This is a genomic window from Isoptericola dokdonensis DS-3, from assembly GCF_001636295.1.
Classification (GTDB): domain Bacteria; phylum Actinomycetota; class Actinomycetes; order Actinomycetales; family Cellulomonadaceae; genus Isoptericola; species Isoptericola dokdonensis.
This window is the reverse complement of the sequence record NZ_CP014209.1, coordinates 3,457,917-3,481,354: the sequence shown is the minus strand read 5'-3', so window position 1 is coordinate 3,481,354 and position 23,438 is coordinate 3,457,917. Positions and strand designations below refer to the sequence as shown.

Annotated in this window: 19 protein-coding genes; 12 read left to right on the top strand and 7 right to left on the bottom strand. The window is 75.1% G+C overall.

Annotation, left to right across the window (positions count from 1 at the left end; translation table 11 throughout):
- The first annotated feature begins 12 nt into the window (after positions 1 to 12).
- From I598_RS15915 to I598_RS15885, 7 genes are read left to right on the top strand one after another with little or no spacing between them, the layout of a single operon-like run.
- Entirely contained in the window at positions 13 to 1,218 is a 1,206-nt protein-coding gene (locus I598_RS15915; RefSeq protein WP_068204082.1) for an ABC transporter ATP-binding protein, read from the top strand.
- Between the two features lie 4 nt (positions 1,219 to 1,222).
- On the top strand, positions 1,223 to 2,053 hold the full coding sequence (locus tag I598_RS15910) for an ABC transporter permease (RefSeq protein WP_068204080.1): 831 nt from the start codon (positions 1,223 to 1,225) through the stop codon (positions 2,051 to 2,053).
- A 7-nt stretch (positions 2,054 to 2,060) separates the two neighbouring features.
- Positions 2,061 to 3,209 (top strand): glycosyltransferase family 4 protein, encoded by a 1,149-nt coding sequence (locus tag I598_RS15905; RefSeq protein ID WP_068204078.1) that lies wholly within the window; start codon positions 2,061 to 2,063, stop codon positions 3,207 to 3,209.
- 14 nt (positions 3,210 to 3,223) lie between these two features.
- Positions 3,224 to 4,453: a GNAT family N-acetyltransferase gene (locus I598_RS15900; protein ID WP_068204076.1), complete on the top strand. Its 1,230-nt coding sequence runs from the start codon at positions 3,224 to 3,226 to the stop codon at positions 4,451 to 4,453.
- On the top strand, positions 4,450 to 5,628 hold the full coding sequence (locus tag I598_RS15895; protein ID WP_068204073.1) for a GNAT family N-acetyltransferase: 1,179 nt from the start codon (positions 4,450 to 4,452) through the stop codon (positions 5,626 to 5,628). The genes I598_RS15900 and I598_RS15895 overlap by 4 nt, the downstream gene beginning before the upstream one ends.
- A complete protein-coding gene (locus I598_RS15890; RefSeq protein ID WP_068204072.1) occupies positions 5,625 to 6,428 on the top strand; it encodes a polysaccharide deacetylase family protein in 804 nt (267 codons plus the stop codon). The genes I598_RS15895 and I598_RS15890 overlap by 4 nt, the downstream gene beginning before the upstream one ends.
- Positions 6,429 to 6,454: 26 nt before the next feature.
- Complete coding sequence (locus I598_RS15885; RefSeq protein ID WP_068204070.1) at positions 6,455 to 7,414, top strand: glycosyltransferase family 2 protein; 960 nt, start codon at positions 6,455 to 6,457, stop codon at positions 7,412 to 7,414.
- On the opposite strand, the gene I598_RS15880 is transcribed toward I598_RS15885, so the two are convergent.
- The 4 genes from I598_RS15880 to I598_RS15865 all read right to left on the bottom strand — a co-directional run bounded on the left by I598_RS15880 (position 7,378) and on the right by I598_RS15865 (position 12,493).
- Positions 7,378 to 8,292: a glycosyltransferase family 2 protein gene (locus I598_RS15880; protein ID WP_083973410.1), complete on the bottom strand. Its 915-nt coding sequence runs from the start codon at positions 8,290 to 8,292 to the stop codon at positions 7,378 to 7,380. The two genes, I598_RS15885 and I598_RS15880, sit on opposite strands and share 37 nt — an antisense overlap.
- A complete protein-coding gene (locus I598_RS15875) occupies positions 8,289 to 9,236 on the bottom strand; it encodes a glycosyltransferase family 2 protein (protein ID WP_068204067.1) in 948 nt (315 codons plus the stop codon). Before I598_RS15875 ends, I598_RS15880 begins: the two co-directional genes overlap by 4 nt.
- Positions 9,233 to 11,494 carry a hypothetical protein gene (locus I598_RS17935; RefSeq protein WP_198155708.1) on the bottom strand — a complete coding sequence of 754 codons (2,262 nt, stop codon included), beginning with the start codon at positions 11,492 to 11,494 and terminating at the stop codon, positions 9,233 to 9,235. Before I598_RS17935 ends, I598_RS15875 begins: the two co-directional genes overlap by 4 nt.
- Positions 11,495 to 11,557: 63 nt before the next feature.
- Positions 11,558 to 12,493, bottom strand: a complete 936-nt coding sequence (locus I598_RS15865) for a glycosyltransferase family 2 protein (RefSeq protein WP_068204062.1) — start codon at positions 12,491 to 12,493, stop codon at positions 11,558 to 11,560.
- A 103-nt stretch (positions 12,494 to 12,596) separates the two neighbouring features.
- On the opposite strand from I598_RS15865, the gene I598_RS15860 reads away from it, so the two are divergent.
- Genes I598_RS15860 through I598_RS15840 form a run of 5 tightly spaced genes read left to right on the top strand, consistent with a single transcriptional unit; the run spans position 12,597 to position 19,333 of the window.
- Entirely contained in the window at positions 12,597 to 14,576 is a 1,980-nt protein-coding gene (locus I598_RS15860; RefSeq protein WP_068204060.1) for a glycosyltransferase, read from the top strand.
- A complete protein-coding gene (locus I598_RS15855) occupies positions 14,573 to 15,946 on the top strand; it encodes an O-antigen ligase family protein (RefSeq protein ID WP_083973406.1) in 1,374 nt (457 codons plus the stop codon). The genes I598_RS15860 and I598_RS15855 overlap by 4 nt, the downstream gene beginning before the upstream one ends.
- Positions 15,943 to 17,094, top strand: a complete 1,152-nt coding sequence (locus I598_RS15850; RefSeq protein WP_068204059.1) for a glycosyltransferase family 4 protein — start codon at positions 15,943 to 15,945, stop codon at positions 17,092 to 17,094. Before I598_RS15855 ends, I598_RS15850 begins: the two co-directional genes overlap by 4 nt.
- A complete protein-coding gene (locus tag I598_RS15845; protein WP_068204056.1) occupies positions 17,091 to 18,152 on the top strand; it encodes a glycosyltransferase family 4 protein in 1,062 nt (353 codons plus the stop codon). The genes I598_RS15850 and I598_RS15845 overlap by 4 nt, the downstream gene beginning before the upstream one ends.
- Positions 18,149 to 19,333: a glycosyltransferase gene (locus I598_RS15840; protein ID WP_068204053.1), complete on the top strand. Its 1,185-nt coding sequence runs from the start codon at positions 18,149 to 18,151 to the stop codon at positions 19,331 to 19,333. The genes I598_RS15845 and I598_RS15840 overlap by 4 nt, the downstream gene beginning before the upstream one ends.
- Here I598_RS15840 and I598_RS15835 read toward each other — a convergent pair.
- The 3 genes from I598_RS15835 to I598_RS15825 are packed head-to-tail and all read right to left on the bottom strand — an operon-like array spanning position 19,287 to position 23,304.
- Positions 19,287 to 20,471, bottom strand: a complete 1,185-nt coding sequence (locus I598_RS15835) for a glycosyltransferase family 4 protein (RefSeq protein WP_068204046.1) — start codon at positions 20,469 to 20,471, stop codon at positions 19,287 to 19,289. The two genes, I598_RS15840 and I598_RS15835, sit on opposite strands and share 47 nt — an antisense overlap.
- On the bottom strand, positions 20,468 to 22,147 hold the full coding sequence (locus tag I598_RS17930; RefSeq protein WP_068204043.1) for a hypothetical protein: 1,680 nt from the start codon (positions 22,145 to 22,147) through the stop codon (positions 20,468 to 20,470). The genes I598_RS15835 and I598_RS17930 overlap by 4 nt, the downstream gene beginning before the upstream one ends.
- On the bottom strand, positions 22,144 to 23,304 hold the full coding sequence (locus I598_RS15825) for a glycosyltransferase (RefSeq protein ID WP_068204041.1): 1,161 nt from the start codon (positions 23,302 to 23,304) through the stop codon (positions 22,144 to 22,146). Before I598_RS15825 ends, I598_RS17930 begins: the two co-directional genes overlap by 4 nt.
- Between the last annotated feature and the right edge of the window lie 134 nt (positions 23,305 to 23,438).

Below are 23,438 nucleotides of genomic sequence, written 5' to 3'. Positions count from 1 at the left end.
GAAGGTTGCCTCGTGACAGCGACATCCGCGATCTCGGTCGAAGGACTCGGGAAGACGTACCGCCTCGGCGCGCAGGGCGAGCGGCCCACCACCGCCGCCCACGCGGCCGTGCAGTGGCTGCGCTCGACCGGCAAGGCGAAGTACACCCTCTTCGACGCCCTCGACGACGTCAGCTTCGAGGTCCCGCAGGGCGAGGCGCTCGGCATCGTCGGGCGCAACGGCGCCGGCAAGTCGACGCTGCTCAAGCTCCTCACCCGGGTCACGGCGCCGAGCCGGGGCCGCATCGCCATCACCGGGCGCGTGGGCTCCCTGCTCGAGGTCGGCACGGGGTTCCACCCCGAGCTCACCGGCAAGGAGAACATCTTCCTCAACGGCTCCATCCTCGGGATGACCCGCAAGGAGATCCTGCGCCGCTACGACGAGATCGTCGACTTCTCCGGCATCGAGAAGTTCCTCGCGACCCCCGTCAAGCGCTACTCCTCGGGGATGTACGTCCGGCTCGCCTTCTCCGTCGCGGCGCACCTCGACACCGAGATCCTCGCCATCGACGAGGTCCTCGCCGTCGGCGACGCCGAGTTCCAGCGCCGGTCCATCGCGAAGATGCGCGAGGCGGCCAGCGGTGGCCGCACCGTGCTGTACGTCAGCCACCAGCTCCAGACCGTCCAGGCCCTGTGCAGCTCCGCGCTCCTGCTCGACCGCGGGACGCTCACGTACGCCGGCACGGTCGACGGCACCCTCGAGGCGTACCGCAACAGCTTCGAGAGCTTCGCCGCCGCCCAGACCGACGCGAAGAACCGCCCCGGCTCCGGCCAGGTCCGGCTGTCGTCGGTCTCGATGCCGGACGTCTTCGTCAAGTCGTCGGACGACATCACCGTGGACTTCGTCGCCAAGCCGAGCAAGCACCTCATCGGCAGCTACTTCCTGTCCATGCACGTCAACAACGACCAGGGCACCGTCATCGCCCAGTGCGACTCCCGGCTCGTCGGCCAGTGGTTCGACCCGACGAAGGAGGAGCGCGGCTCCCTCGTGATCCGCGACCTGTGGCTCAAGCCGGGCCAGTACACCGTGGACGTGTACGCGTGCCAGGCCGGCGTCCTCGACGCCTGGGAGGGCGCCTGGAAGTTCGAGGTGCTCCCCGACCTGCCCTACCCCGAGTTCACGGAGTCCTCCGGCACCGCCAACGGCCTGGTCTTCGTCAACTTCGACTACGAGAGGTAGTGCCGTGGAGGCGACCGTCCCCCAGACCGTCATCACGCAGCCGGGCCGGTTCAACATGCCGGCCTGGCGCGAGGTGTGGCAATCCCGCGAGGTGGCCGTCCGGCTCGCCCAGCGGGACGTCATCGTGCGCTACCGCCAGACGTACCTGGGCATCACCTGGGTGATCGTCCAGCCGCTCGTCAGCGCCGGCATCTTCACCATCGTGTTCGGCGAGATCGCCGGGCTGTCCACCGGCGCCGTGCCGACCTTCATCTTCACCCTCGTGGGGATGCTGGCGTGGAACCTCTTCAGCGGCTCCCTCAACCGGGCCTCGTCGTCGATGGTGGGCAACCGCGCGCTCGTGCAGAAGGTCTTCTTCCCCCGGCTGCTCGTCCCGCTGTCGAGCCTCGCCTCCCTGCTGCTCGACTTCCTCGTCGCGCTCGTCCTCACCGTCGTGCTGCTGTTCGTGTTCTCGATCAACCCGGGCTGGGCCGTGCTCCTGCTGCCCGTGTGGGTCGTGCTCATCCTCCTCGTGGGCACCGGCATCGGCCTGGGCGCCGCCGCCTACATGGTCAAGTACCGCGACGTCGGCTACGTGCTCCCCTGGGTGGTGCAGCTCATCATGTACGGCAGCCCCCTGGCCTACTCGGTCGACGCCGTGCCCGAGCACCTGCGCTGGGTCTTCGAGATCAACCCCGTCACGTGGTTCCTCGAGGCGTTCCGCTGGTCGCTGCTCGGCACCGACCCGCCGGCCGGGTGGCAGATCGCCGCGCTGGCCGTGACGGCGCCCGTCGTCTTCGTGCTGGGGCTGCTGATCTTCCAGAAGAACGAACGCGAGTTCGCCGACTACATCTGACGATGCCATGACCGCGCGCCTCGTCCACCTCATCACGCCCGGGGACCACTACTCGCCCTCCACGGGCAGCGCGGTCCCGAGCGTCGTCCACGGCATCAGCTCCGCGGCCGGGCGGGACCGGTCCGCCGTGCTCGTCGCCCGCGGCACCTACGCCGACCGGTACGACAGCGCCGAGACGCTGGAGTACGACGACGTCCCCGCGACCGGCACCGCCGCCCGGTACACGCGGTACACCGACGCGGCCGCCGGCCGGGTCCTCGGCGTCCGGCCGACCGTCCGCCGGCGGCTCCGCTCGGCGCTCGCGGGGCAGTCCGCCTGGACCCCCGGCGTCGTCCTCGCGCACAACCTCCCGCAGGCCGTGCCCCTGGTCGACCGGCGCCGGCACGTGCCCGTCCTCTACGCGCACAACGACCTCCTGCGCTCCTACTCCCGGCGGGAGGCCGGCCTCGTCACGGGGAACGCGGCCGCCGTCGTCTGCGTCAGCGAACACCTCGCCCAGGTGACCGCGGACCGGCTGCCCCGCGAGGGCGCGGCCAAGGTCGCCGTGGTGCCCAACGGCGTCGACGCCGCCCTCTTCGCCGCACCGCGGAGGCCCGACGACGGCGTCCTGGACGTCGTGTTCATCGGCCGCACCATCCCCGACAAGGGGGTGCACGTGCTGGTCGACGCCGTAACGCGCCTCGACCGCCCCGACGTGCGCCTCACCGTCGTCGGCGGTGCGGGCTTCGCCCCGGACGCCCCGCTGACCGCCTACGAGCAGGACCTGCGCCGCCGCGCCGCGGCGGCCGGGGACCGCATCACGTTCCACCCGTTCGTGACCCGCGCGCAGGTGCCCCGGGTGCTCGCCCGCGCCGACGTCGCGGTGGTCCCGTCGACCTGGCCGGACCCGTGCCCCCTGACTGTGCTGGAGGGCGCCGCGTCCGGCGCCGCCGTCGTCGCGTCCCGCACGGGCGGCATCCCCGAGATCGCCGGACCGGGTGCCGTGCTGGTGCGTCCTGGCGACGTCGACGAGCTGGCCGCCGCGCTGGAGGCGCTGGCCGACGACCCCACCGAGCTCCACAAGAGGCAGGAGGCCGCCGCGGCCCACGGGGCCCGGTCCACGTGGGACCGCACCGCCCGCCGGCTCGACGCGACGCTCGACCACCTGACGGGCTGACGAGGAGGCATGCGATGAGGAGCACGACGACGACGTCGTCCCGCGCCGCGACGACGGCGCGAACGCTCGCGATCGAGGACGTCGACGCGGACGACGCCGCCCGCTGGGCCGACCTGGCCGGACGGGCCCTGGAGCCGAACCCGTTCCTGCACCCCGACTTCGTGCTGGCGGCGCGCCGCACCTTCCCGCCCCGCGAGTCCGGGCGACCGTTCCCGTCGGCGTTCGGGCTGCGGCTCGTCGTCGTCGAGCGGGACGGCCGCTGGCTCGCCCTGCTGCCGCTGTCCCCCACCCGACGCTTCGACGGCACGCCGTTCCCGTTCGCGACGACGGCCGGGCCGTTCGTCGGCACGCGGGCGCCCGTGTGCGCACCGCTCGTCGACGCGAGCGACGCGACGGCCGCCCTGGACGCGCTCCTCACGCACCTCGGTTCCGGGTCGTCGGACGTGCCCGGCCTGCTGGAGCTGACCCTCCTGCCCGACGGCCCGCTGGCCGCCCTGATGCGGGAGCGCGCAGCCGCCCGGGGCGTCGCGGTCCGCGAACGGTCCCGGTTCGAGCGGGCGTGCTGGACGGCGTCACCGGACCCCTGGCGCACGCGGGTGAGCGGCTCCCGACGGTCGAAGCTCAAGCGCTGGACGGCCGCGATCGAACGGGATGCCGGGCCGCTCGCCGTCCGGGACGCCGGAGGTGACCCGGCAGCGCTGACCCGGGTCCTCGAGCTGGAGTCTGCCGGGTGGAAGGGTGACAGGACGCGGCGTGGTTCCGCGCTGCGCATCATCCCGGGCGCCGAGGAGTGGATCCAGGACGTCGCCCGGGCCTTCAGCGCCAGGGAGCAGCTGCACGTCTATCTGGTCGAGGCCGGGGACCGCCTCGTCTACGGCGCGCTGTGCCTCGGGTCGGGGGACGGCGTCTTCGGCGTGCTGGACGCCTACGACGACGACCTCTCGGCACACAGCCCTGGTTCCGTCGGGCGTGCGCTGGTCCTCGACCACGTGGAGGCGACCGAGTCCGTGCGCCTCTTCGATCCCTGCATGCATCCTCGATACGCGGTCGCGACCGGTGTCTACCCCGATCGTCGGGACGTCGTCGGGTTTCTGATCGCGACGCGGACCACCTCTCGGGCCCTGCTCGCCTGCGCCGGACCGCTCACCGCAGCCCGGAACGCCGTCAGAGCGGCACGCGACCGAGCCGGTCGCCGCCGCGGTGCCGACGACGAGCCCCGGGCCGGCCGCGGAGCGGTGTCGTGAACGGGTCGCCGACCGAGGTGCGAGTCCTCTCCCTGGACGAGGTGAAGGACACCGACGTCGAGCGATGGGCCGACCTGGCGACACGGACGCTCGAGCCGCACCCGTTCCTGCACCCCGACTTCCTGCTGCCCTCCCGCCGTTGGTTCGGCGGCGAGCGGACCGACCTCGTGGTCGTCGAGCGTGATGGCAGGTGGCGCGCCGTCCTGCCGCTGACACCCCGCGAGCGGTTCCCGGGCACCCCGCTGCGCTGGGCGACGACCGCGAGCCGGTTCCTCGACGCGCGTGCTCCGCTGCTCGCCCCGTTCGTCGACGCCGAGGACGCGCCGGGGACGCTCGACGCACTCTTTCGGCACCTGTCATCCCGGACCGCCTCGACGCCACCCCTCCTGGAGCTGACCCAGCTCCCCGACGACGGCGCCCTGCACGACCTCCTCGGCCCAGCTCTCGCCCGGCGGCACGTGGTCGTGCAGGAACGCTCCCGCTACTCCCGTGCCTACGCGCTGGCCGGGCCGGACCGGACGGTGGACGGTCACCTCAGCAGCGGCCGCCGCAAGCAGGTGCGCCGCTTCGCCCGGCGTCTGGAGGAGGAGCTCGGCGGGGCGCTCGAGCTCGTCGATCTCGGCGGCTCATCGGATGCGGTGGACGCCTTCCGCGAACTGCGCTCGCGAGGCTGGAAGGGCCGCCAGGACGGCGCCGGCACAGTCCCCTCCGACGGTTCTGCCTGGTTCAGCGAGGCGACAGGCGCGCTCGGCCGCCGGGGGATGCTCCGCGTGCTCGCCCTGCGGGCAGGGGGGACCACCGTCTTCATGTCTGTCGTGCTGCAAGCGGGAGACGTCTGCTTCGGACTCACCGACACCTACGACGAGTCATTTGCAGCCAGCAGCCCGGGGGTGATCGGTCGCCTGCGGGAGGCCCATCACCTCGTCACGTCACCCGGCGTCCGAGCCTTCGACCCCTGCCTCCACCCCCGGTACGCCCAGGCGACCGCGCTCTATCCCGATCGCCGAGTCTCCGTCGGTCTCCTCCTGGCGACACGGGGCACGGCACGACACGTCCTGCGGGCACGCCCGGCGCTCAGCGCGGTACGACGCTCGACCCGCACCGCCGTCGGCGAAGGCAGAGCGGCGCTCCGCGGCGCCACGACTCGGGTCCTCCCGGACCGAGGTGGCTCATGAGCCGTCGTCCCGGAACCCTGGTCGTCCGGCGGCGCGCGCTGGACGGGCCGCCCCTCGCCCCCCGTCACCTCGACCGCGCGGCCGTCGGTCGGGGGTTCGTCCCCGAGGCGTTCAGCCGTTCGCTCGGAACCTTCTGCGTCAGCACCGACGAGCAGGTCGTCGCCCTGACCTATGACGACGGCCCCCATCCCGAGCACACGCCGCGCCTCCTCGACGTGCTCGCCGCGGCGAAGGCCCGTGCCACGTTCTTCGTGCTCGCCGAGCCTGCCAGGGAGCACCCCGAGATCGTGCGGAGGGCCGTCGCCGAGGGGCACGAGATCGCCCTGCACGGGGCGGACCATCGCTCGCTGATCGGTCGGCGCACCACCGAGGTCACCCGTAGCGTGCTCGAGGCGCGCCGGGTGGTCGAGGACGTCGCGGGCGTGGCGGTCGCGCTCTATCGGCCGCCGTACGGTCGGCACACCCCTGCCCAGGCCCGCGCACTGCACCGGGCGGGGCTCGAGCTCGTGGTGTGGTCCGGCGACGCAGGTGACTGGGTGCACGACGAGCCGGCCAACATCGCCGACCGGGCGTGGGCACGAATGTTCCCGGGGGCGATCGTCCTCCTGCACGACGACCGGGCCGACCCGGAGACTCTCCGCCAGGGCGAGCGACTACCCTTCTTCGACCGCGCGGCCGTGCTCGTCGACCTGCTGGGGCGGCTCGAAGATCACGGCATGCAGACCTCGACCGTGAGCGCCCTCCTGACCGACCACCCCCGGGTCCGAGCCCTCGCGCACGAGATGGGAGGCAGAGGATGACTCCCGGGCCGGTACTCAGCGTCGTCGTGGCAGCGTTCGACGCCGAGGACACGTTGCCGGACCAGCTCTCGGCTCTGCGCGACCAACGCCCCGATGTGCCGTGGGAAGTCCTCGTCTGTGACAACGGTTCTCGCGACGCGACCCGGGAGCTGGTGGAGTCCTGGCGTCGGCACCTGCCGGAGCTGCGTCTCGTCGATGCCTCCGCACGGCGCGGTCCCGCTGCCGCGCGCAACATCGGGGTGGCTGCCGCGCGGGCGCCCTGGATCGCGTTCTGTGACGCGGACGACGTCGTCGGGAGCGGGTGGGTCGACGCCGTCCTCCGCGCGCTGGCGGACCACGAGTTCGTCGCCGGTCGGTTCGACGTGGAACGGCTGCGAGGGAGCTCCCGCTTCCACGTGACCTGGTCCCCGCAGCTCGACGGTCTCACCGTCCGGCCGTCTCTTCCCGGCCTCGTGACGGCGGGGGCCGGGAACATGGCGATGCACAAGGCCGTCTTCACCGCGGTCGGAGGCTTCGACGAAGGTGCTCGCACCGCGGAGGACGACGACCTGTGCCTCCGCGCCCAGCTCGCCGGCCACCGACTGACCTGGGTGCCGTCGATGGTGCTCCACGTCCGGCGACGCAGCGGGTTCGCCTCCGTGCTCCGCCAGGCCTACGCCTACGGGCAAGGTGCACGACGCCTCGAGCACCGGTACGCCGCCGTGTCCGCCGCCCTCGTCGCAGTCCCGTCGGTCCTCGTGGCCGTCGAGGCGGACGCGGCCGGCTCGCCGCCGGTCCCCGGCGGCTCGGGTGCCGAGGTGTCAGCGGTGCCCCGCATCGAACGACCTGACCGGGTGCGGCGAGTCGCACGCCGAGTTGCACGGGTCTGGCGCCCGGAAGGGCTCGCCAACCTCACCTGGCGGGTGGGCTGGGTCGTGGGCCACGCCTCCGCCCGGGTCGACGATGTCCCTCAGGTGGCCGCGCCGCCTCGGCGGGCGACGCGCTGACCGGCACGCACACCACAGCGGATCAGCGCGACCCAGGACATCGCAGCCGCGTACCGAGCCTTGCGTCCGGGCGTCGACGGCCAGCCCTTCGACCAGATGGACAGCCAGACCGTCGTCCCCGCACGGACCTCCCCGAGCACCTCGCGCAGGTCGGCCCGGAACGACTGGCCACGGGTGAGCGCTGCCATCCCCTTGGCGACGCGTACCGACTTGGTCGTCAGCTCGGACCAGGTCGGCCTGGAGGGGTGATCGACGACGGCGTCCTCCGCGAACACCAGCCGCCCGCCGGCCGCCCGCAGACGGTGTCCCCAGTCGTCGTCCCCACCCGACTGCAGGTCGGAGTCGAACGGACCCACGAGATCGAGGACCTTGCTCGTGGTGACGAGGTTGGCCGTCGCCGCGAAGTGGAACACCTCGACGAAGTGCCGCTGGTCGAACCCGTGCACCGATTCGTACAGCTCGGGCCCCGTGGTGGGGTCGTCACCGTCGCGGAAGACCAGGTGGATGTCCCCGCCCACCGCCTCGGGCGCCTCCGGTGAGCACAGGTGTGCCACGGCCCGGCGCAGCCAGTCCGGGCGGGGGCGGCAGTCTGCGTCCGTGAAGGCGATGACGTCACCTGTCACACGCAGGAGCCCCGCGTTGCGGGCGGCGTACGAGCCTCGCTTGTCCTCGCGCACCATCGTGAACCGCGCGTCGTGCGGCGGCAGCGCCGGGCGCAGGTCGGTCGACGACGCGTTGTCGACCACGACGACGTCGAAGAGCTCCGCCGGGTAGTCCTGTGCCACGAGGTGTCCCAGGCAGGTCCGGAGCCGCTCGAGATCCTCGTAGACCGGCACGATCACCGTCACGGTCGGGAGTGCTTCCTGGCCCGTGGTCATGAGTGGACCCCCGTTCTGCGTGAGACCGCCGCGGCCACCCTCGCACGGAGGCGGACCGCGATCCAGACCACGCGCGTCCAGGTGAACGCCGAGACGTAGCGCACGCGCGTCGACACCGTCGGGAGCTCGTCGCGGTGTCGCACCGTGGCCGCGGCCCGCAGCGAGTGCCACACCTGCTGAGCCATGTAGCGAAGGTCGGCGGCGAGGGACTGTCCCGCCGTGAGCGAGGCCAGACCGTCACCCACTCGGACCGTCTTGACCGTGAGCTCGCGCCACGACGAGCGCGACGGGTGGTCGACGACGGCGTCCGCGGCGTAGGACATCCGCCGTCCGGCGGCGTGCAGCCGCCCGCCCCAGTCGAGGTCACCGCCGGAACGCAACGAGTCGTCGAAGGTGCCGACGGCGTCGAGCGTCGGGCGCGGCACGACCAGGTTGGCGGTCGCGGCGTAGCGATGGTTCTCGACGTAGGACCGCTGGTCGAAGTCGTGCAACGCCTCGTAGAGCTCGGGCCCGGTCGCCGGGCCGACGCCGTCACGGAAGACGAGGTTGATGCGACCGCCGACGGCGTCGGGCGCCTCCGGACCCTGGAGCGCCGCGACCGCCCGGGTGAGCCAGTCGGGCCGCGGGCGGCAGTCGGCGTCGGTGAACGCGACGACGTCGCCCGTCGCCACGGCGAGGCCGGCGTTCCGGGCGGCGTACGAGCCGGGACGTTCCTCCCGCACGAGCCGGAACCGGGCGTCGTCCGGCGGGAGTGCCGGACGCAGGTCGCTGCTCGACCCGTTGTCCGCGACGACGACGTCGAGGTCGCCCGGGTAGTCCTGCTCGCCGAGGAGCCGCAGGCAGGTGCGCAGCCGGTCGAGGTCCTCGTAGACGGGCACCACGACCGTCACGGTGGGCAGCGGCGGGGTCGGCACCGCCCGGGTCCCGGTCGCGGTCTGCGTCACGTGGTCACGCTCCAGGCGCGCCGCCGGGTCGTGCCGAGGAAGGCGGTCCGCGCCGTGGCACGGGCCCACCGGGCCGTGCGCCGCAGCGGCGACCCGGGCCGCGTGGTCGCGGTCCGGAGCCGGTACCGCAGGCGGGCGAGGTGCTGCTGCACGGGCGAGCCCTCCAGGAGCACGGGGCGCGGCATGCCGGTGACGGGCAGCCAGCGCACCCCGTACGTCGAGTCGCCGACCGGGAGGTCGGGGTAGAGCTCACGGTTCGGGTTGCGGAACGCCGGGCTGTCGGCGAACGACGTCGTGTCGCCCGGGGGACGTTCGTAGGCGAACTCGAAGTCGACGGCCATGAGGCCGACGGACGCGTCGTGGACGAAGTTGGCGGGCTTGGCGTCGACGAGGTCCCACCCGGCGGCGTGGATCTCCTCCAGCACGCCCACCATCCGGCGCAGCGTGCGCATCGGCAGCAGGCGGCCGGGTCGCAGCCGCAGCGAGTCGTCGTACCAGGGGATGGTGAACCAGTTCTCGCCGGTGTCGAGCAGCTCGGGCACGGCGGCGACCCGGCCGGCCAGCCCGCGCAGGGCCGCGACCTCGCGCTCGAGGTGCCCGCGCCCCACGGGGGCGAAGGTCTTGCGGACGGCCTTTCCGCCGGGCCCCTCGACGACGTCGACGCGCGCGCGGCGGCCGCGGCTCAGCGTCCGCACGACGTCCGGGCCCGCGCTCTGGCGTGCGATGCGGCGCCGCAGCCGACCCTGGATCTCGTCGACCGCGTCGGGGGCGACCACGTCGAGGTACTCCCAGGCCTCCGTCTCGTCGTCGGCGGAGTGGATGGCGTTGAACATCGCGTCCGGGCCGAGCCGCGCCTCGAGGGCGTCGCGCACGGCCTGCTTGGCGTAGTAGATCGACTCGTTCGCGAGGTGCGGGTACCGCTGCCGCAGGTCCGGGGAGACCGGGTCGGGGGCGTAGTGCAGGGCCGCGACGAGGAGGGCGGGCCCTCCCCCGCTGACCGGGAAGGGCCCGGCCGCCCAGTTCCCGCCGCGGAGCTGCTGCGCGCCGCGCGTCCGGGCCGCGGCGTCCAGCGGCCGCACGACCAGCGGCTCGAACCCGCGGTGCCGGAGCTCGGCCACCACGTCGTCCGTCGTGAGGACGTCGAGGGCGCGCTCGCGCACGAGGAACACCGCGAGCTGGGGGCCGCCCGCCTCGGCGACGTCCTGCCCGAGGCGGAGCCGCAGCCAGGAGTTCTGCACCGACAGCCGGCGCAGGGCGTCGAGCGGGGGACGCCAGCCGACGCTCGCGAGATAGTCGTCGATGCCCTCCATGTCGGGCGGGAGCTGGACGCCACAGCTCGCGGCGACCTTGTCGAGGGCGACGCGGTAGTCGTGCTCGGGGTCGGGGACGACGTCCGCGACGAGCCGGGAGACGAGGCCCGACCGGGTGCCCTTGTGGTACAGCGCGTGGTAGGCCAGCGAGCGGAGGTGGTCGGCGGGCGCGGGCACGCGCATCCCGCTGCGGTGCGTCTCGGTGCGGGCCAGCATCGCCCGGCCCAGGTCGGGCGCGTAGTAGGCGGCCCCCTGGTAGTCGGAGCCGGCGAGCCCGGAGACGCTGTACAGGTCGACCGGCACGGTCCCCGGCTCGGACTCGAGGAGCGCCCGGAAGGCGTCCACGTCCTCGTCGGCGACCAGCACGTCGAGGTCCTCGCCCGGCTCCATCGCGGGCAGGGCGTCGAACCACCGCAGCACGGCGTAGGCCACGCCGGCGTCCGCGAGGCGGGCGGCCAGCCCTTCCACGCCCCATCCCGGGTTGAAGTAGGTGCGGGCGCGCGGCGTCCGCGGGCCTGGCTCCCCGACCTCGAACACGTCGAGCTCGACCTGACCGTGCTGCCACCGCCCGGCGCGGCGGAGCCGTCCGCGGGCGAGCCCGAACCGCACCGCCGCACGGACCTCCGCGCCCGCGACGGCGCGCTCCCGCTCCACGGCCACCCAGCGGAAGTCGGCGAGGTCGTCGGGTGCCCAGACCAGGCGCTGGAAGCCGGAGCGCAGCACGAGCAGGTCGGCGGAGCAGCGCCCCACGACGGACACGTCGTCGAGCGGCTGGTAGCGCACGGCCCGCTCACCGGCCTCGGCCCGGACCGCGGCGAGGGAGCGGGCGGCGGTGAGCCCGAGGTACCGCTCGATACCGGCGTCCGCGAGCGCCCGCGCGAGCGTGTCGTCGGGTGCGCCGACGTCGATCACTCGGGTCGACGCCGGCAGACCGGTCCCAGGCATCATGCCGTCGAGAATAGGTCAGCGCGTCTGCCGTTCAAGGGTTCGTCAGCGCAAATCACCCGTTGATTAACCCGCTGGTCGCCTGTCCTCGACGGCGGGGGCGGACGGTCCGGCGGATCCCCGCGACCGCAGCCGCCGCACCGGCGCGGACGGCGCGAACCACGCCGCCCAGGCGACCTCCGCGGCGGCGGCGCCCGGCCGGCGGGCGGCCCACCCGGCACGGGCCGCCCGCAGGGCGCTCCACCAGGCGAACCGGTCGTTGGCGGCGAGCCGCTCGTCGAACGCGGCGACGACGTCGTCGAGCCCGTCGGCGACGGCGAGGGTGCGGTGCCGGCGCAGGACCTCGCGGAGCGAGGCGGCGAGCTCCCGGTGCCGGGCGGTCGTGTTGGCGCCGTGGAACCGGTAGTCGACGAGGGTGTCCTCCACCAGCACGAGGGGGCCGAGCGCGGCGAGCCCTAGCACCAGGTCGAGGTCCTCCCCCTGCCGGATGCCCGGGTCGAAGCCGCCGACGGCGTCGAAGGCGTCCCGGCGCACCACGAGGTTCGGCAGCATGACGCCGGGTCCCCGCACGACGTCGGCGCGGGTGGGCGCCGGGCGCTGGTCGGACCCGACGAGGACCTCGCCGGCGGCGTCGATGGTGCGCATGCCGCAGTACGACGCGACGGCGTCCGGCCGCCGGGTCATGACGTCCACGTGGCGGCGCAACCGGTCCGGGTGCCAGCGGTCGTCGTCGTCGAGGAACGCGACCAGGTCCCCGCCGGTGGACCGCACGGCGTGGTTGCGCGCCGCCGAGACGCCAGACGGCTCTATCCGGACGAGCCGGACGGCGGGACGCGTGCCCACGATGCCGGCGACGACGTCCGGCTCGGGGCTGCCGTCGTCCACGACGAGCACCTCGACGGACGGGTAGCTCTGCGCCACGGCGGAGTCGAGGGCCTCGGCGAGGAACGGGCCGCCGCGGTTCGTGGCGACGACGACGCTCACCAGCGGTTCTTCGGTCACGGCACGAGTCTCGCGCGCCCCCGGCCCGGCGGCGGCTGAAAGTCCGGGTGAATCCTCGGGGGATCGTGCCCGGGGAGGACCTCGGCGGGTGAGGATAAGGGCCATGAGGGTCCTGCGCGTGTCGCACAGCGCGGTCGTGGACGCCTGGCGGGAGCGGGAGCGCGCGCTGACCCGGTCGGGCGTCGACGTCGTGCTGCTCTCGGCGCGGGCCTGGGACGAGGGCGGCCGCGAGGTGGTGCTGGAGCCGCGTCCCGGGGAGCAGGTGACGGGCGTGCGGACCTGGGGGTCGCACCCCGCGCTCTTCGTGTACGACCCGGTGGCGATCTGGCGCGCCCTCGGCCGTCCGCACGACGTCCTCGACGTGCACGAGGAGCCGTTCGCGCTGGCGACCGCGGAGATCCTCGCCCTGCGGGCGCTGCGTGCCAGGCTCGGCGGTGACGCCGCCCCGTACGTGCTCTACTCGGCGCAGAACCTCCGCAAGCGTCATCCCGCGCCGTTCCGCTGGTTCGAGCGGTGGTCGCTGCGCGGGGCGGGCGCGGTGAGCGTGTGCAACGACGACGCGGGCCGCATCGTGCGCGACCGGGGTGCCCGCACGGTGGCGACGATCCCGCTCGGTGTCGACCTCGACCTCTTCTCGCCCGGTCCCGGCGTCCGCGAATCCCCGGACGTCCTCACCGTCGGGTACGCCGGGCGGCTGGCCGAGCACAAGGGAGTCGACCTGCTCCTGCAGGCGGTCGGGGACGACCCCCGGCTGCGGCTCCTCGTCGCCGGCGACGGCCCCGACGAGGACCGGCTGCGCCGGCTCGCGGCCACGCTGGGCGACCGGGTGCGGTTCGTCGGCTCGTTCGCGGCGCACGGGCTCGCCGACTTCTACCGTTCGCTCGACGTGCTCGCCGTCCCGTCGCGGACGACGCCCGGCTGGGTCGAGCAGTTCGGCCGGGTCGCGGTGGAGGCGATGGCCTGCGGCGTGCCCGTCGTCGCGACGGCGACGGGGGCGCTGCCCGACGTCGTCGGCGGTGCGGGGCTGCTCGTCGAGCCGGACGCCGACGCCCTGCGCGGCGCGCTCGTGCGCCTGCTGGACGAGCCCGGGCTGCGGGAGGAGCTGCGCGACGCCGGGCTCGAGCGTGCGGCGACCTGCTCGTGGACCGCGGTCGCCGCGCGGTACCGCGAGCTGTACGGCGCGGCGACCGGCGTCGCCCCCGGCGGGCGCGGCGCCCCGGCGGTCCCGCCGCCCGAGGTGGTCCTCGTCGCCTACGGCACCCCCGACCTCGTCCGTCAGGCCCTCACGCCGCTGCTCGGGAAGCTGCCGGTGACGGTCGTGGACAACTCGTCCCTGCCCCGGATCCGCGAGATCGCCGCGGAGCTCGGCGCCGTCTACCTCGACCCGGGTCGCAACGGCGGCTTCGCCGCCGGGGTGAACCACGCCCTCGCGCACCGCCGGACACCCGGGACGGACGTGCTCCTGCTCAACCCGGACGCGGTGGTCTCCCCCGAGGACGTCCTCGCGCTGCAGCAGGCCGCGCACGCCCGTCCCCGCACGGCGTCGGTGGCGCCGACCCAGGTGGACGGCGACGGACGGGCCGCCCGCGTGGTCTGGCCGTTCCCCAGCCCCGCGGGCACGTGGCTCGAGGCTGCCGGCCTCGGCCGTCTCCGCGCCCGGTCCGGCCGCGGCACCTTCGTCATCGGCTCGGTCATGCTGCTGCGGGCGGACGCCCTGGCGGACGTCGGGGGCTTCGACGAGGACTTCTTCCTCTACGCCGAGGAGACCGACTGGGCGTACCGCGCGGTCCGTCGCGGGTGGGAGCACCGGCAGGTGCCGGGCGTCCGCGCCACCCACCTCGGCGGCGCGACGAGCACCGACGGCGACCGGCGGGACGTGCACTTCCACGCGTCGCAGGAACGGTACGTGCGCAAGCACTTCGGCGCGGCCGGCTGGGCGGTCGCTCGGGCCGGTCAGGTCGTCGGGTCGGCGCTGCGCGGCGTGCTGCTGCGCGGCGCGGCCGGCACGGCCGCCCGGCGTCGGCTCCGGCTCTACCTCACGGGCCCCCTGCGGGCCGAGGCCGCCGACCGGGTGGTGCGGTGAGCGCCGGCAGGCCGCGGGGCCTCGCCCTGCCGACCGCGGACGACCTGCGGGCGCTGTGGCGCGACGGGTCGGTCGAACGGAGCGTGGGCATCCTCCTCGCCGTCGTCGCGCTGGGGGTCATGAGCCTGGCCGTCGGGATGCTGGCCGTGCCCTACGGCTGGTACGTCGTCGCCGCGGCGGCGCTCCTGGTCCTGCTCGGCGCGACGACGATCGAGCGCGCGGCCGTCCCGATCCTCGCGATGCCCGGCCTGGTGGTCATCCAGCGTGTCGGCGGCTTCATCTCCGTGAGCGACGCCGTCCTGTTCGGCGCCTTCTTCTTCGCCCTGCTGTTCGGGGTCCGCCCGTACTCCACGACCATGCGCTCGCTGCTGTGGCTGAGCGTGATCTACCAGGTCGCGACCCTGTTCACCGTGGTCGTCAACCCGTACACCGCCAACACCGTGGAGTGGTTCCACGCCTGGCTCTCGGTGGGCGGCGCCCTCGTCATGGGCTGGGCGGTGGGGCGGTCGGGCCGTGCCCGCTTCGGGCTGTCCCTGTTCATGCTGGCCTGCGTCGGCATCGCGGTGCTCACCTGCGCGGCCGCGCTGATCAAGTTCGCCCAGGGCGACTTCGGCCCCGTGTACCTCGAGTGGCCGATCGCCATGCACAAGAACCTCATCGGCTGCCTGCTCGGGTTCGCGGCCGTCCTGGCCTACGCCCGGCCGTACTGGGTCGGCTGGCCCCGCCACGCCGCCCTCGCCGCCTTCTGGATCTGCAGCCTCGCCGTGCTCGCCTCCCAGGCCCGCCAGGCCCTCCTCGGCCTCGTCGTCGGCGTCCTGTTCCTCACCCTGCGCAAGGACCCCGACCGCAAGCGCTCCAAGCTCATCCTCGCGGGGCTGCTGCCCGCCATGGTCTTCGTCGCCGGGATGGTGCGCGACCAGCTCGCCGAGGAGAACCAGTTCAACTCGGCCTACCAGCGGCTCGAGTGGTACGGCCAGGCGCTCGAGGTCTGGCAGAAGAACATCTGGGTCGGCGTCGGGCTGCGCTGGTGGGAGACCGGCGAGCACGGCTACGTGTTCCAGCCGCCCAACGCCGAGATCGAACAGCTCTCCGCCACGGGCATCGTCGGGCTGGTCGGGTTCGTCATCCTCTTCGGTGGGGCGATCATCGTCCTGTGGGGCATGGAGTCCCGGTTCGCCAACGTCGCCATCGCCGTGCTCCTGACCCGGCTCGTCCAGGGCCAGTTCGACCTGTTCTGGTCGGCGATCGTCGTCTCGGTGCCCTTCGTGCTCATCGGGGTGGCCGTCGGGGCGCACGCCTACGCCGAGGAGCAACGCGGGCGAAGACCCGTCGAACCCGCCGTCGAACCCGTCGAGAGAGGTGCGCCATGACCGCCGGCACGGCCCCCGCCCGGCCGCTCACCGTCGTCCAGATCGCCCCGGAGATCGGGCCCGGGACGGGCGTCGGCGCCGTCGCCCACCACCTCGAGCAGGAGCTGACGGCGCTCGGTCTGCGCACCGAGCGGTTCACCCTCGCCGACGCCCACGGCACGTGGCTGCCCGAGCCCGGTCCCGGGATCCGCGGCAAGCTCGCCCTGCTGGCGCGCGTCGTGTGGTTCTCCACCGTCGGCACGGTGCTCGCCCGCCGCCTGCTCGCCCGGCGCCCGGACGTCGTCGGGCTGTGCCACAACGACGTCGTGGCCGGCGACGTCTACGTCAACCACGGGATCCTCCAGGTCGCCATGGCGGCCCGCGGCGACAGCCTGCGCCGCCTGGTCCGCAACCCCCTGCACCTGTTCGTCGTGGCCCGCGACCACCTGCGGTTCCGCTCGCGCGCGCACCGCGTGGTCGTCAACCTCTCCGCCGTCGAGGACGCGGCCCTGCGCGCCACCTACCGGCGCCTCGCGCCCCGCACCACCGTCATCGGCAACGGCGTCGACCTGGAGCGGTACCGGCCCCCGGACGAGGCGGAGCGCGCGCGGGCCCGGGCCGCCCTCGGGCTCGCCCCCGACGACGTCGCGCTCGTCTTCGTCGGGCACGAGCACGACCGCAAGGGCCTGCCCGTCGTCCTCGACGCCCTCCCGCTCACGGACCCGCGCACCCACCTGGTCGTCGTGGGCGGGACGGCGGACATGACGGCCGGTGTCCGGCGGGCCGCACGGGCCCGCGGCGTCGAGGCGCGCGTGCACCTGCTCGGCAGGCAGCCCGACCCGCGGCCCGCGCTGCATGCCGCCGACGCGCTCGTGCTGCCCACCGCCTACGAGTCCTACGGTCTGGTCGTCGTCGAGGCGCTCGCCTGCGGGCTGCCCGTCGTGGCGACCGCCACGGGGTGCGTGCCCGACCTCGTCACCGACGGCGTCGACGGGTGGGTCGTGGAGCCGACGGCGCGGTCCGTCGCCGACGCCGTCGCGGCACTGGCCGTCGCCGACCGCGACACCGTCGCCAAGGCCGCCCGGGCGGCCGCCGAGACCCAGGCCTGGACGGCGGTCGCGCGCCGCTACGCCGAGCAGTTGACCACGGTGCGGCAGGGCACGGCATGAGGATCCTGCACGCCGTGCGCTCGGACGGCTTCGCCGGCGTCGAGCGGCACGTCGCCGACCTCGCCCGCACCCAGGCCGCCGACGGCCACGAGGTGCTCGTGGTCGGGGGCGACCCCGCCGCGGTACGACGCGTCCTCGGCCCGGACGTCGCGCACCGGCCCGCCCGCCGCACCGCCGACGTCGCCCGGGCCCTCGCGACCTGGGGGCCGGGGTGCGACGTCGTGCACGTCCACATGACGGCGGCCGAGGTCGCCGCGACGCTCGCCGCGGCCCTGCGGCCGGCGCTGCGCCGGGTCCCCGTCGTCAGCACCCGCCACTTCGCCGGGCCGCGGGGCAGCGGCCGCCCGGGTCCCGCGGTCGCCGCGGTGGCCCGCCGCCAGGTCGCCGCGCAGGTCGCCATCAGCCGGTACGTCGCCGCCCACGTCGACGGCGCGGCGACCGTCGTGCACCCCGGCGTCGCCGACGGGCCCACCGAGGTCGCGGCCGCGGCGGACCGCGAGGCCGTCGTCCTCGTGGTGCAGCGCCACGAGCCCGAGAAGGACGGCGACGTGGCCCTGCGCGCCTTCGCCGCGTCCGGGCTGGCCGCGCAGGGCTGGCGCCTCGAGCTCGCCGGGGCGGGCTCGCAGACCGAGATGCTGCGGGACCTGGCCGCCGAGCTGGGGATGGGTGCCACGACACGCTTCCTGGGGCACCGCGACGACGTCCCCGCCCTCATGGACCGCGCCGCGCTGCTGCTGGCGCCCTGCCGGATCGAAGGACTGGGCCTCAGCGTGCTGGAGGCGATGGCGGCGGGGCTGCCCGGCGTCGTGTCCGCGGCGGGCGGGCACCTCGAGACCGTCGGGGCGCTCGACGCCCCCGAGCTGCTGTTCCCCGCCGGGGACGCCGAGGCCGCCGGGGCCCGGCTCGCCCGGCTGGCCCACGACCCGGCGCGCCGCGACGAGCTCGCCGTCGCGGGACGCCGTCTCCAGCAGAAGCACTTCTCGCCGCGGGCCCACGCGGCCGGCACCGAGCAGGTCTACCGCGAGGTCCTCGCGCGACGGGCGGTCGAGGTGGCATGAGCGGGACCCCGACCGACCTCGTGGTGATCTCGCTCGAGGCCTGGGACGACGTCTGGCGACGCAACCAGCACCTCGTCGCCCGCCTGCTGCGGGACCGGCCCGGGCAACGGGTCCTCTTCGTCGAGCCGCCCGCCGACCCGCTGCACTCCCTGAGCCGCCGCCGCCGTCCCCGGCTCGGCCGCGGGCTGCGGCCGGGACCGGACCTGCCGGGCGTCGGCCAGGACGCCCGCCTGTGGCTGCACGAGCCCACCAAGCCGCTGCCCCGCCGCGTCGACCCCCGCGCCGACGACCGGCTCGCCGCGTCCGTGCTCCGCGCCGCGCGCCGGCTCGGCATGACCGACCCGCTGCTGTGGGTCAACGACCCCTCCGGGGCGCGGATGCTGCGGACGACGACCTGGCCCGCCCTGTACGACGTCACCGACGACTGGGCCGCCGCCCACCGCGACGCCGCCGAGGCGGACCGGGTCCGGCAGGACGAGGAGCTCCTCCTGGGGCGCTGCGAGCAGGTCACCGTGTGCTCGACCGGACTCGTCCGGACCAAGGGGCCCGCCCGTCGGGACGCCGGACGCCCCGACGTCGTCCTCGTCACCAACGCGGTGGACGTCGAGCGGTACCTCGCCCCCGCCGCACGCCCTGCCGACCTCCCCGCCGGGCCGGTCGCCCTGTACGTGGGAACCGTGCACCCCGACCGGTTCGACACCGACGTCGCCGTCGCGACCGCCCGGCGACTCACGGGCACCGCCACGCTGGTCCTCGTCGGCCCCGTCGTCGACCTCACCACCGCACGGCTGGACGCGCTGCGCGAGGCCGGGGTCGTGATGCTGGGCCCCCGCCCCTTCGACCAGGTCCCCGCCTACCTGCAGCACGCCGCGGTGCTGCTCGTCCCGCACGTGGTGGACCCGTTCACGGACAGCCTCGACCCGATCAAGCTCTACGAGTACCGCGTGGTCGGGCGGCCCGTCGTGGCGACCGCCGTCGCCGGGTTCCGCGAGCTGGCGACCGGCCGGTCCGGCGGCGCCCCGCTCGTGGTCGCGGCGGCCCCGGACTTCCCCGCGGCGGTCGCCGACCTCGTCGCCTCGCACCGGGCCACCAGCCCGGACCCCACCGTGCCCACCTGGGACGACCAGGCCCGGCTCATGGCCGGGACCCTCGACCTCCTGCGACCCGCCGCCAGACGCTGACCAGCCCGTCCACGGTCCGGTCCACGCCCAGCTCGGCCACCGCACGGGCGTGCCCGGCCGCGGCCCGGCGCCCGGCCGCCTCCCGGTCGGTCAGGACGTCGACGACCGCCCGGGCGAGGGCCTCGACGTCCCCCGGCGGCACCATCACGCCCACCGGGTCGTCGCCGGCCCGCTCGAGGATCTCGGGCACCCCGCCGGCCCGCGTGGCCACCACCGGGACACCGCGCGCCAGCGCCTCGGCGACGACCTGCCCGTACGGCTCCGGCACCGGCGACGCGTGGACGCAGACCGTCAGCGCGTCGAGCTCCACGGCGACGTCGTCGACGAACCCGGTCCACTCCACGGCGTCGGCGAGCCCGAGCCGGTCGACCTCCGAGCGCACCTGCCGGGCGTACTCCTCGGCGCCGAACAGCGGCGCCCCGACGAACCGGAAGCGGGTCCCCGGGTGCGCGGCCAGCACCGCCGGGGCCGCCCGGACGAGCTCCAGCTGCCCCTTGGTCGGCCCGATCCGGCCCACCAGCCCGACGACGTCGTCGGCGGGCTCCGGACGCGGGGCGGCACGGACCTGCGCCGCCGCCAGGCCCGGGCGCACCACGGTGAGACCGCGCGCACCCGGCAGCGTCGCGGCCGTCGCGTCCGAGTTCGCCACGACCGCCGCCGGGAGGTGCCGCGCGCCGCGGCGCAGCACCCGGACCACCGGCGCGGGCAGGTAGTCGTCGGCGACCCGGTCGTGCACGTGCCACACCAGCGGCCGCCGGGCGCTGGCCGCGGGCAGCACCCCGAGCAGGTCGGCCTTCAGGGACGTCGCGTGCACGACGTCCGGGCGCAGCCGCCGCAGCCGCCGGGCGAGCCGCAGCTCGAACGGCACGGCCGCCAGGAGGGTGAGCAGGGAGCGCAGCAGTCCTCCCGGTGAGCCCGGCCCCAGCTCGTGCCGGCCGCGCCCCCCGACCCGGGCCGCCAGCGGGACGACCTCCACGGTCGCCCCCGCGTGCCGCAGCCGGTCCACTAGGGGCCCCGGCGCGAACAGCACGACGTGCACCTGCACGCCACGGTCCATGGCCTCGACGACGCGGAGCAGGGCGAGCTCGGCACCGCTGGGCTGCGCGGTGTGGTCGAGCACGACGACGCGCAGCGTCACCCCTGGCCGGTGCCCTGCTGCGCCGACGACCCGGAGGACGCGGGCTCGCCCTGCACCGCGGCCGGCACGGCGCGGGGGTCCGGCTCGGAGGACCGGGGCGGGATCGCCGCCGGGACCGCCGGCCATGCCGGGGTCCGCCGCGGCTGGCCGGCACGGACGGGGTCGGCCGGCGCCGGGGCCGGCTGGTGCCGCGGACCTCGTCGGCCCCCGGACCGCGGGATGAGCCGGCGGACCTTGTTCGCCGGGTGCTCGGCCTCGTAGGTCGTGGCGTACAGCTTGCGGCGGTCGCTCGCGACGCCGGCGAGCGCGACGCCCATGAGGGGCACGTTGTTGATCCGCAGCCGGGTCGCCGCCTCGGCCAGGACGCCACGCGGCGTCTTGCCGGCCGACACGACGAGCACGACGCCGTCGGCGTAGCGACCGAGGATGGTGGCGTCCGCCGCGGCCAGCGCGGGCGGGGCGTCGATCACCACGACGTCGGCACGCTCGCGCAGGGACTCCACGAGGTCGCGGACCTGGGTGGTCGCCAGGTAGTCGGCGGGGTCGAGCGTGTCGTCGTAGATGCGCACGAGCTCCAGGTTGGCCACCAGCGTGGGGCGCGGCTCCGTCCCGGAGTCGGCGGCACCGTCCGGCCCGGGGAGGAACTCGTCGAGGTTGGAGCGCCGCAGGTCGCCGGAGACGACGATCGTCCGCAGCCCGGAGAGCGCGAACGACGCGGCGAGGTTCGCGGTGATGAAGGTGCGGGGCGGGCGCGGGTCCGCCGCCGTGACGACGACGACGCGCTGCGGGGTGGCCGACGCCATCCCCACCGCGGTGCGCAGCTCGCGGATCGACTCCGTGAAGGGGGTCGCGTCGCGGCTGGAGACCGGGAGCACCCCGCCGTGGCGGAACGTCTTGTCCGCCTGGCGCACCCCGAACAGGGAGGCGAGGACGGGGACGTCGGCGAGCGCGCTCGCGTTGGCGGCGTCGCGCACCCGGAAGTCGAGGCCGCGGCGGGCCAGGGCGAGCGCGACACCCAGCACCAGGCCGGCGAGGGCGGCCACCGGCAGCACGGCGGCTGCCCCGACGCCCGGCACGGACGGCGCGCTCGCCGTCTGCGTGACCTCGGCGGGGGTGGTGATGGCGGTCAGCTCGACGATCTGCTTGGCCAGCCCTCCGAACCCGGAGACGATGGTCTCCTGCTCGACGCCGGCCAGCAGGTCCTCCGGGTCGCGCGACAGTCGCTCCTGCACGGGCTTGAGGCTCTCCTCGTAGCCGGTGCGCTGCTCCTGCAGCTCGGTGACCTGCCGGTCGCGCAGGGCGGACACGTGCGCGGCGAACGCCTCGGCGACGGCGTCCACCGTCTCGGGGAGCTCCTCCGGGTCGGCCGACCGCGCGCTCACGCGGATCGCCCCGCCCTCGCCGGACTCCCCCGAGATCTCGGGCAGGTCGGCCGGGTCCACCCCGAGGGCCGCGGCCGCGGCCTCCAGCACCTCCGGGTCCGTCACGTCCCCGCCGGAGGCGTCGATGGTGACCTCGCCGTCGCCGTCGACGCCGAGGCTGACGACGGCCTCCGACTCCAGGAGGGTCCCCTGGCGGTCCACGTACAGCCAGGCGCCGACGACGGCGACGAGCACGCAGGCCACCACGATGTACTTCCCGGACCACACGGTCCGGAGGAACTCGCGCACGGTCATGCGACGGACCCCTCCAGCGTCGAGGACGCGACGTCCTGCTGCTCCGCGACCACGGTCTGCAGTCGCGCCACGAACCTGTCCGCCCCGAACCGGTCGACGTGCGCACGGACCGCGGCGGCGTCCCACGGGGCCGCGGTCGCCACGTCGATCGCCGCGGCGACCTCGTCGGCCAGCGGGTGGTCGAAGAAGACCCCGTTGACCCCCTCCGCGACGGTGTCGAGGTAGCCGCCGTCGCGGAGCGCGACGACCGGCGTGCCGAAGGCCCCGGCCTCGAGGGGCGTCAACCCGTAGTCCTCGTAGGACGCCGCGACGAGCAGGTCCGCGTTCCGGTAGAGCCAGCGCAGCGTCCCGTCGGCGACCCGGCCGGTGAACGTCACCCGGCCCGGCGCCAGCCGGGCCGCGGCAGACTCCAGCCGGGCGCGGTCCGGCCCGTCCCCCACCACGACCAGGTGCCGGCCGGCGCGCGCGGCCGCCCCGACGACGACGTCGACGTTCTTGTAGGGCAGCAGCCGGGCGACGCACAGCAGGAATCCGGGCCGCACCCCGAGCAGCGGGGTCTCCTCGCCGGCGGGCAGCAGGCAGGGCGGCGGCGGCACGACCTCGGCCTCGATGCCGTAGGCGGCACGGACCGCGTCCCGGGTGACCGTCGAGTTGGCGAGGTAGACGTCCGCCCGCGCGGCCGCCCGGCGGTCCCACGCCCGCAGGCGTGGCGCGAGCCCTGCGAGGGCCGCCCGGGCGACGGTCGCGCGAGCCCGGTCGGCGATCCCGCCGCCCGTGCGCGCACCCAGGTAGCGGTCCGACTGGTAGAGCCAGCGGGCCGGGGCGTGGCAGTAGACGACCGTGCGTCGCGCCCCGCGGAACCCGTGCGCCCAGCCGGTCGAGCTCGCGAGCAGCACGTCCGCCTCGACCCGGACCGAGTCGACCGCGCGGGCCAGGAACGGCAGGGCCGCGCGATGGTGCCGGCGCAGCGGGCCCACGCGGTTCAGCCCGGCGGGCCGGACGTCGACGTCGGCGAACTCGGGGAACGTCGTCGCCGGCTCGTACAGGGTGGTGAGCAGGGGCGAGGACGGGAAGGCCGCGGCCAGGAGGAGCGCGACGCGTTCCGCACCGCCCCGCTGTGTCGCATAGTCGTGGGCGAGCACGACACCGTCAGTCAATGTGGACCTCCCTGCGCCCGACGCCGCACGAGTGCGGCGGCCACGTCAGCCTAGATCGGCGGGCCCGCGCCAGGTGGGCGCCCGGGGCCATCTCACCCGGGTGAATCTGTCTCCCCGGGCGCCGGAGATCCTGT

Bases quoted from the DNA above. Each gene is read 5' to 3' on its own strand.
- I598_RS15880 (WP_083973410.1), bottom strand. From the start codon at position 8,292: ATGACCACGGGCCAGGAAGCACTCCCGACCGTGACGGTGATCGTGCCG.
- I598_RS15900 (WP_068204076.1), top strand. From the start codon at position 3,224: ATGAGGAGCACGACGACGACGTCGTCCCGCGCCGCGACGACGGCGCGA.
- I598_RS17935 (WP_198155708.1), bottom strand. From the start codon at position 11,494: ATGATGCCTGGGACCGGTCTGCCGGCGTCGACCCGAGTGATCGACGTC.
- I598_RS15850 (WP_068204059.1), top strand. From the start codon at position 15,943: ATGACCGCCGGCACGGCCCCCGCCCGGCCGCTCACCGTCGTCCAGATC.
- I598_RS15845 (WP_068204056.1), top strand. From the start codon at position 17,091: ATGAGGATCCTGCACGCCGTGCGCTCGGACGGCTTCGCCGGCGTCGAG.
- I598_RS15860 (WP_068204060.1), top strand. From the start codon at position 12,597: ATGAGGGTCCTGCGCGTGTCGCACAGCGCGGTCGTGGACGCCTGGCGG.
- I598_RS15890 (WP_068204072.1), top strand. From the start codon at position 5,625: ATGAGCCGTCGTCCCGGAACCCTGGTCGTCCGGCGGCGCGCGCTGGAC.
- I598_RS15840 (WP_068204053.1), top strand. From the start codon at position 18,149: ATGAGCGGGACCCCGACCGACCTCGTGGTGATCTCGCTCGAGGCCTGG.
- I598_RS15905 (WP_068204078.1), top strand. From the start codon at position 2,061: ATGACCGCGCGCCTCGTCCACCTCATCACGCCCGGGGACCACTACTCG.
- I598_RS17930 (WP_068204043.1), bottom strand. From the start codon at position 22,147: ATGACCGTGCGCGAGTTCCTCCGGACCGTGTGGTCCGGGAAGTACATC.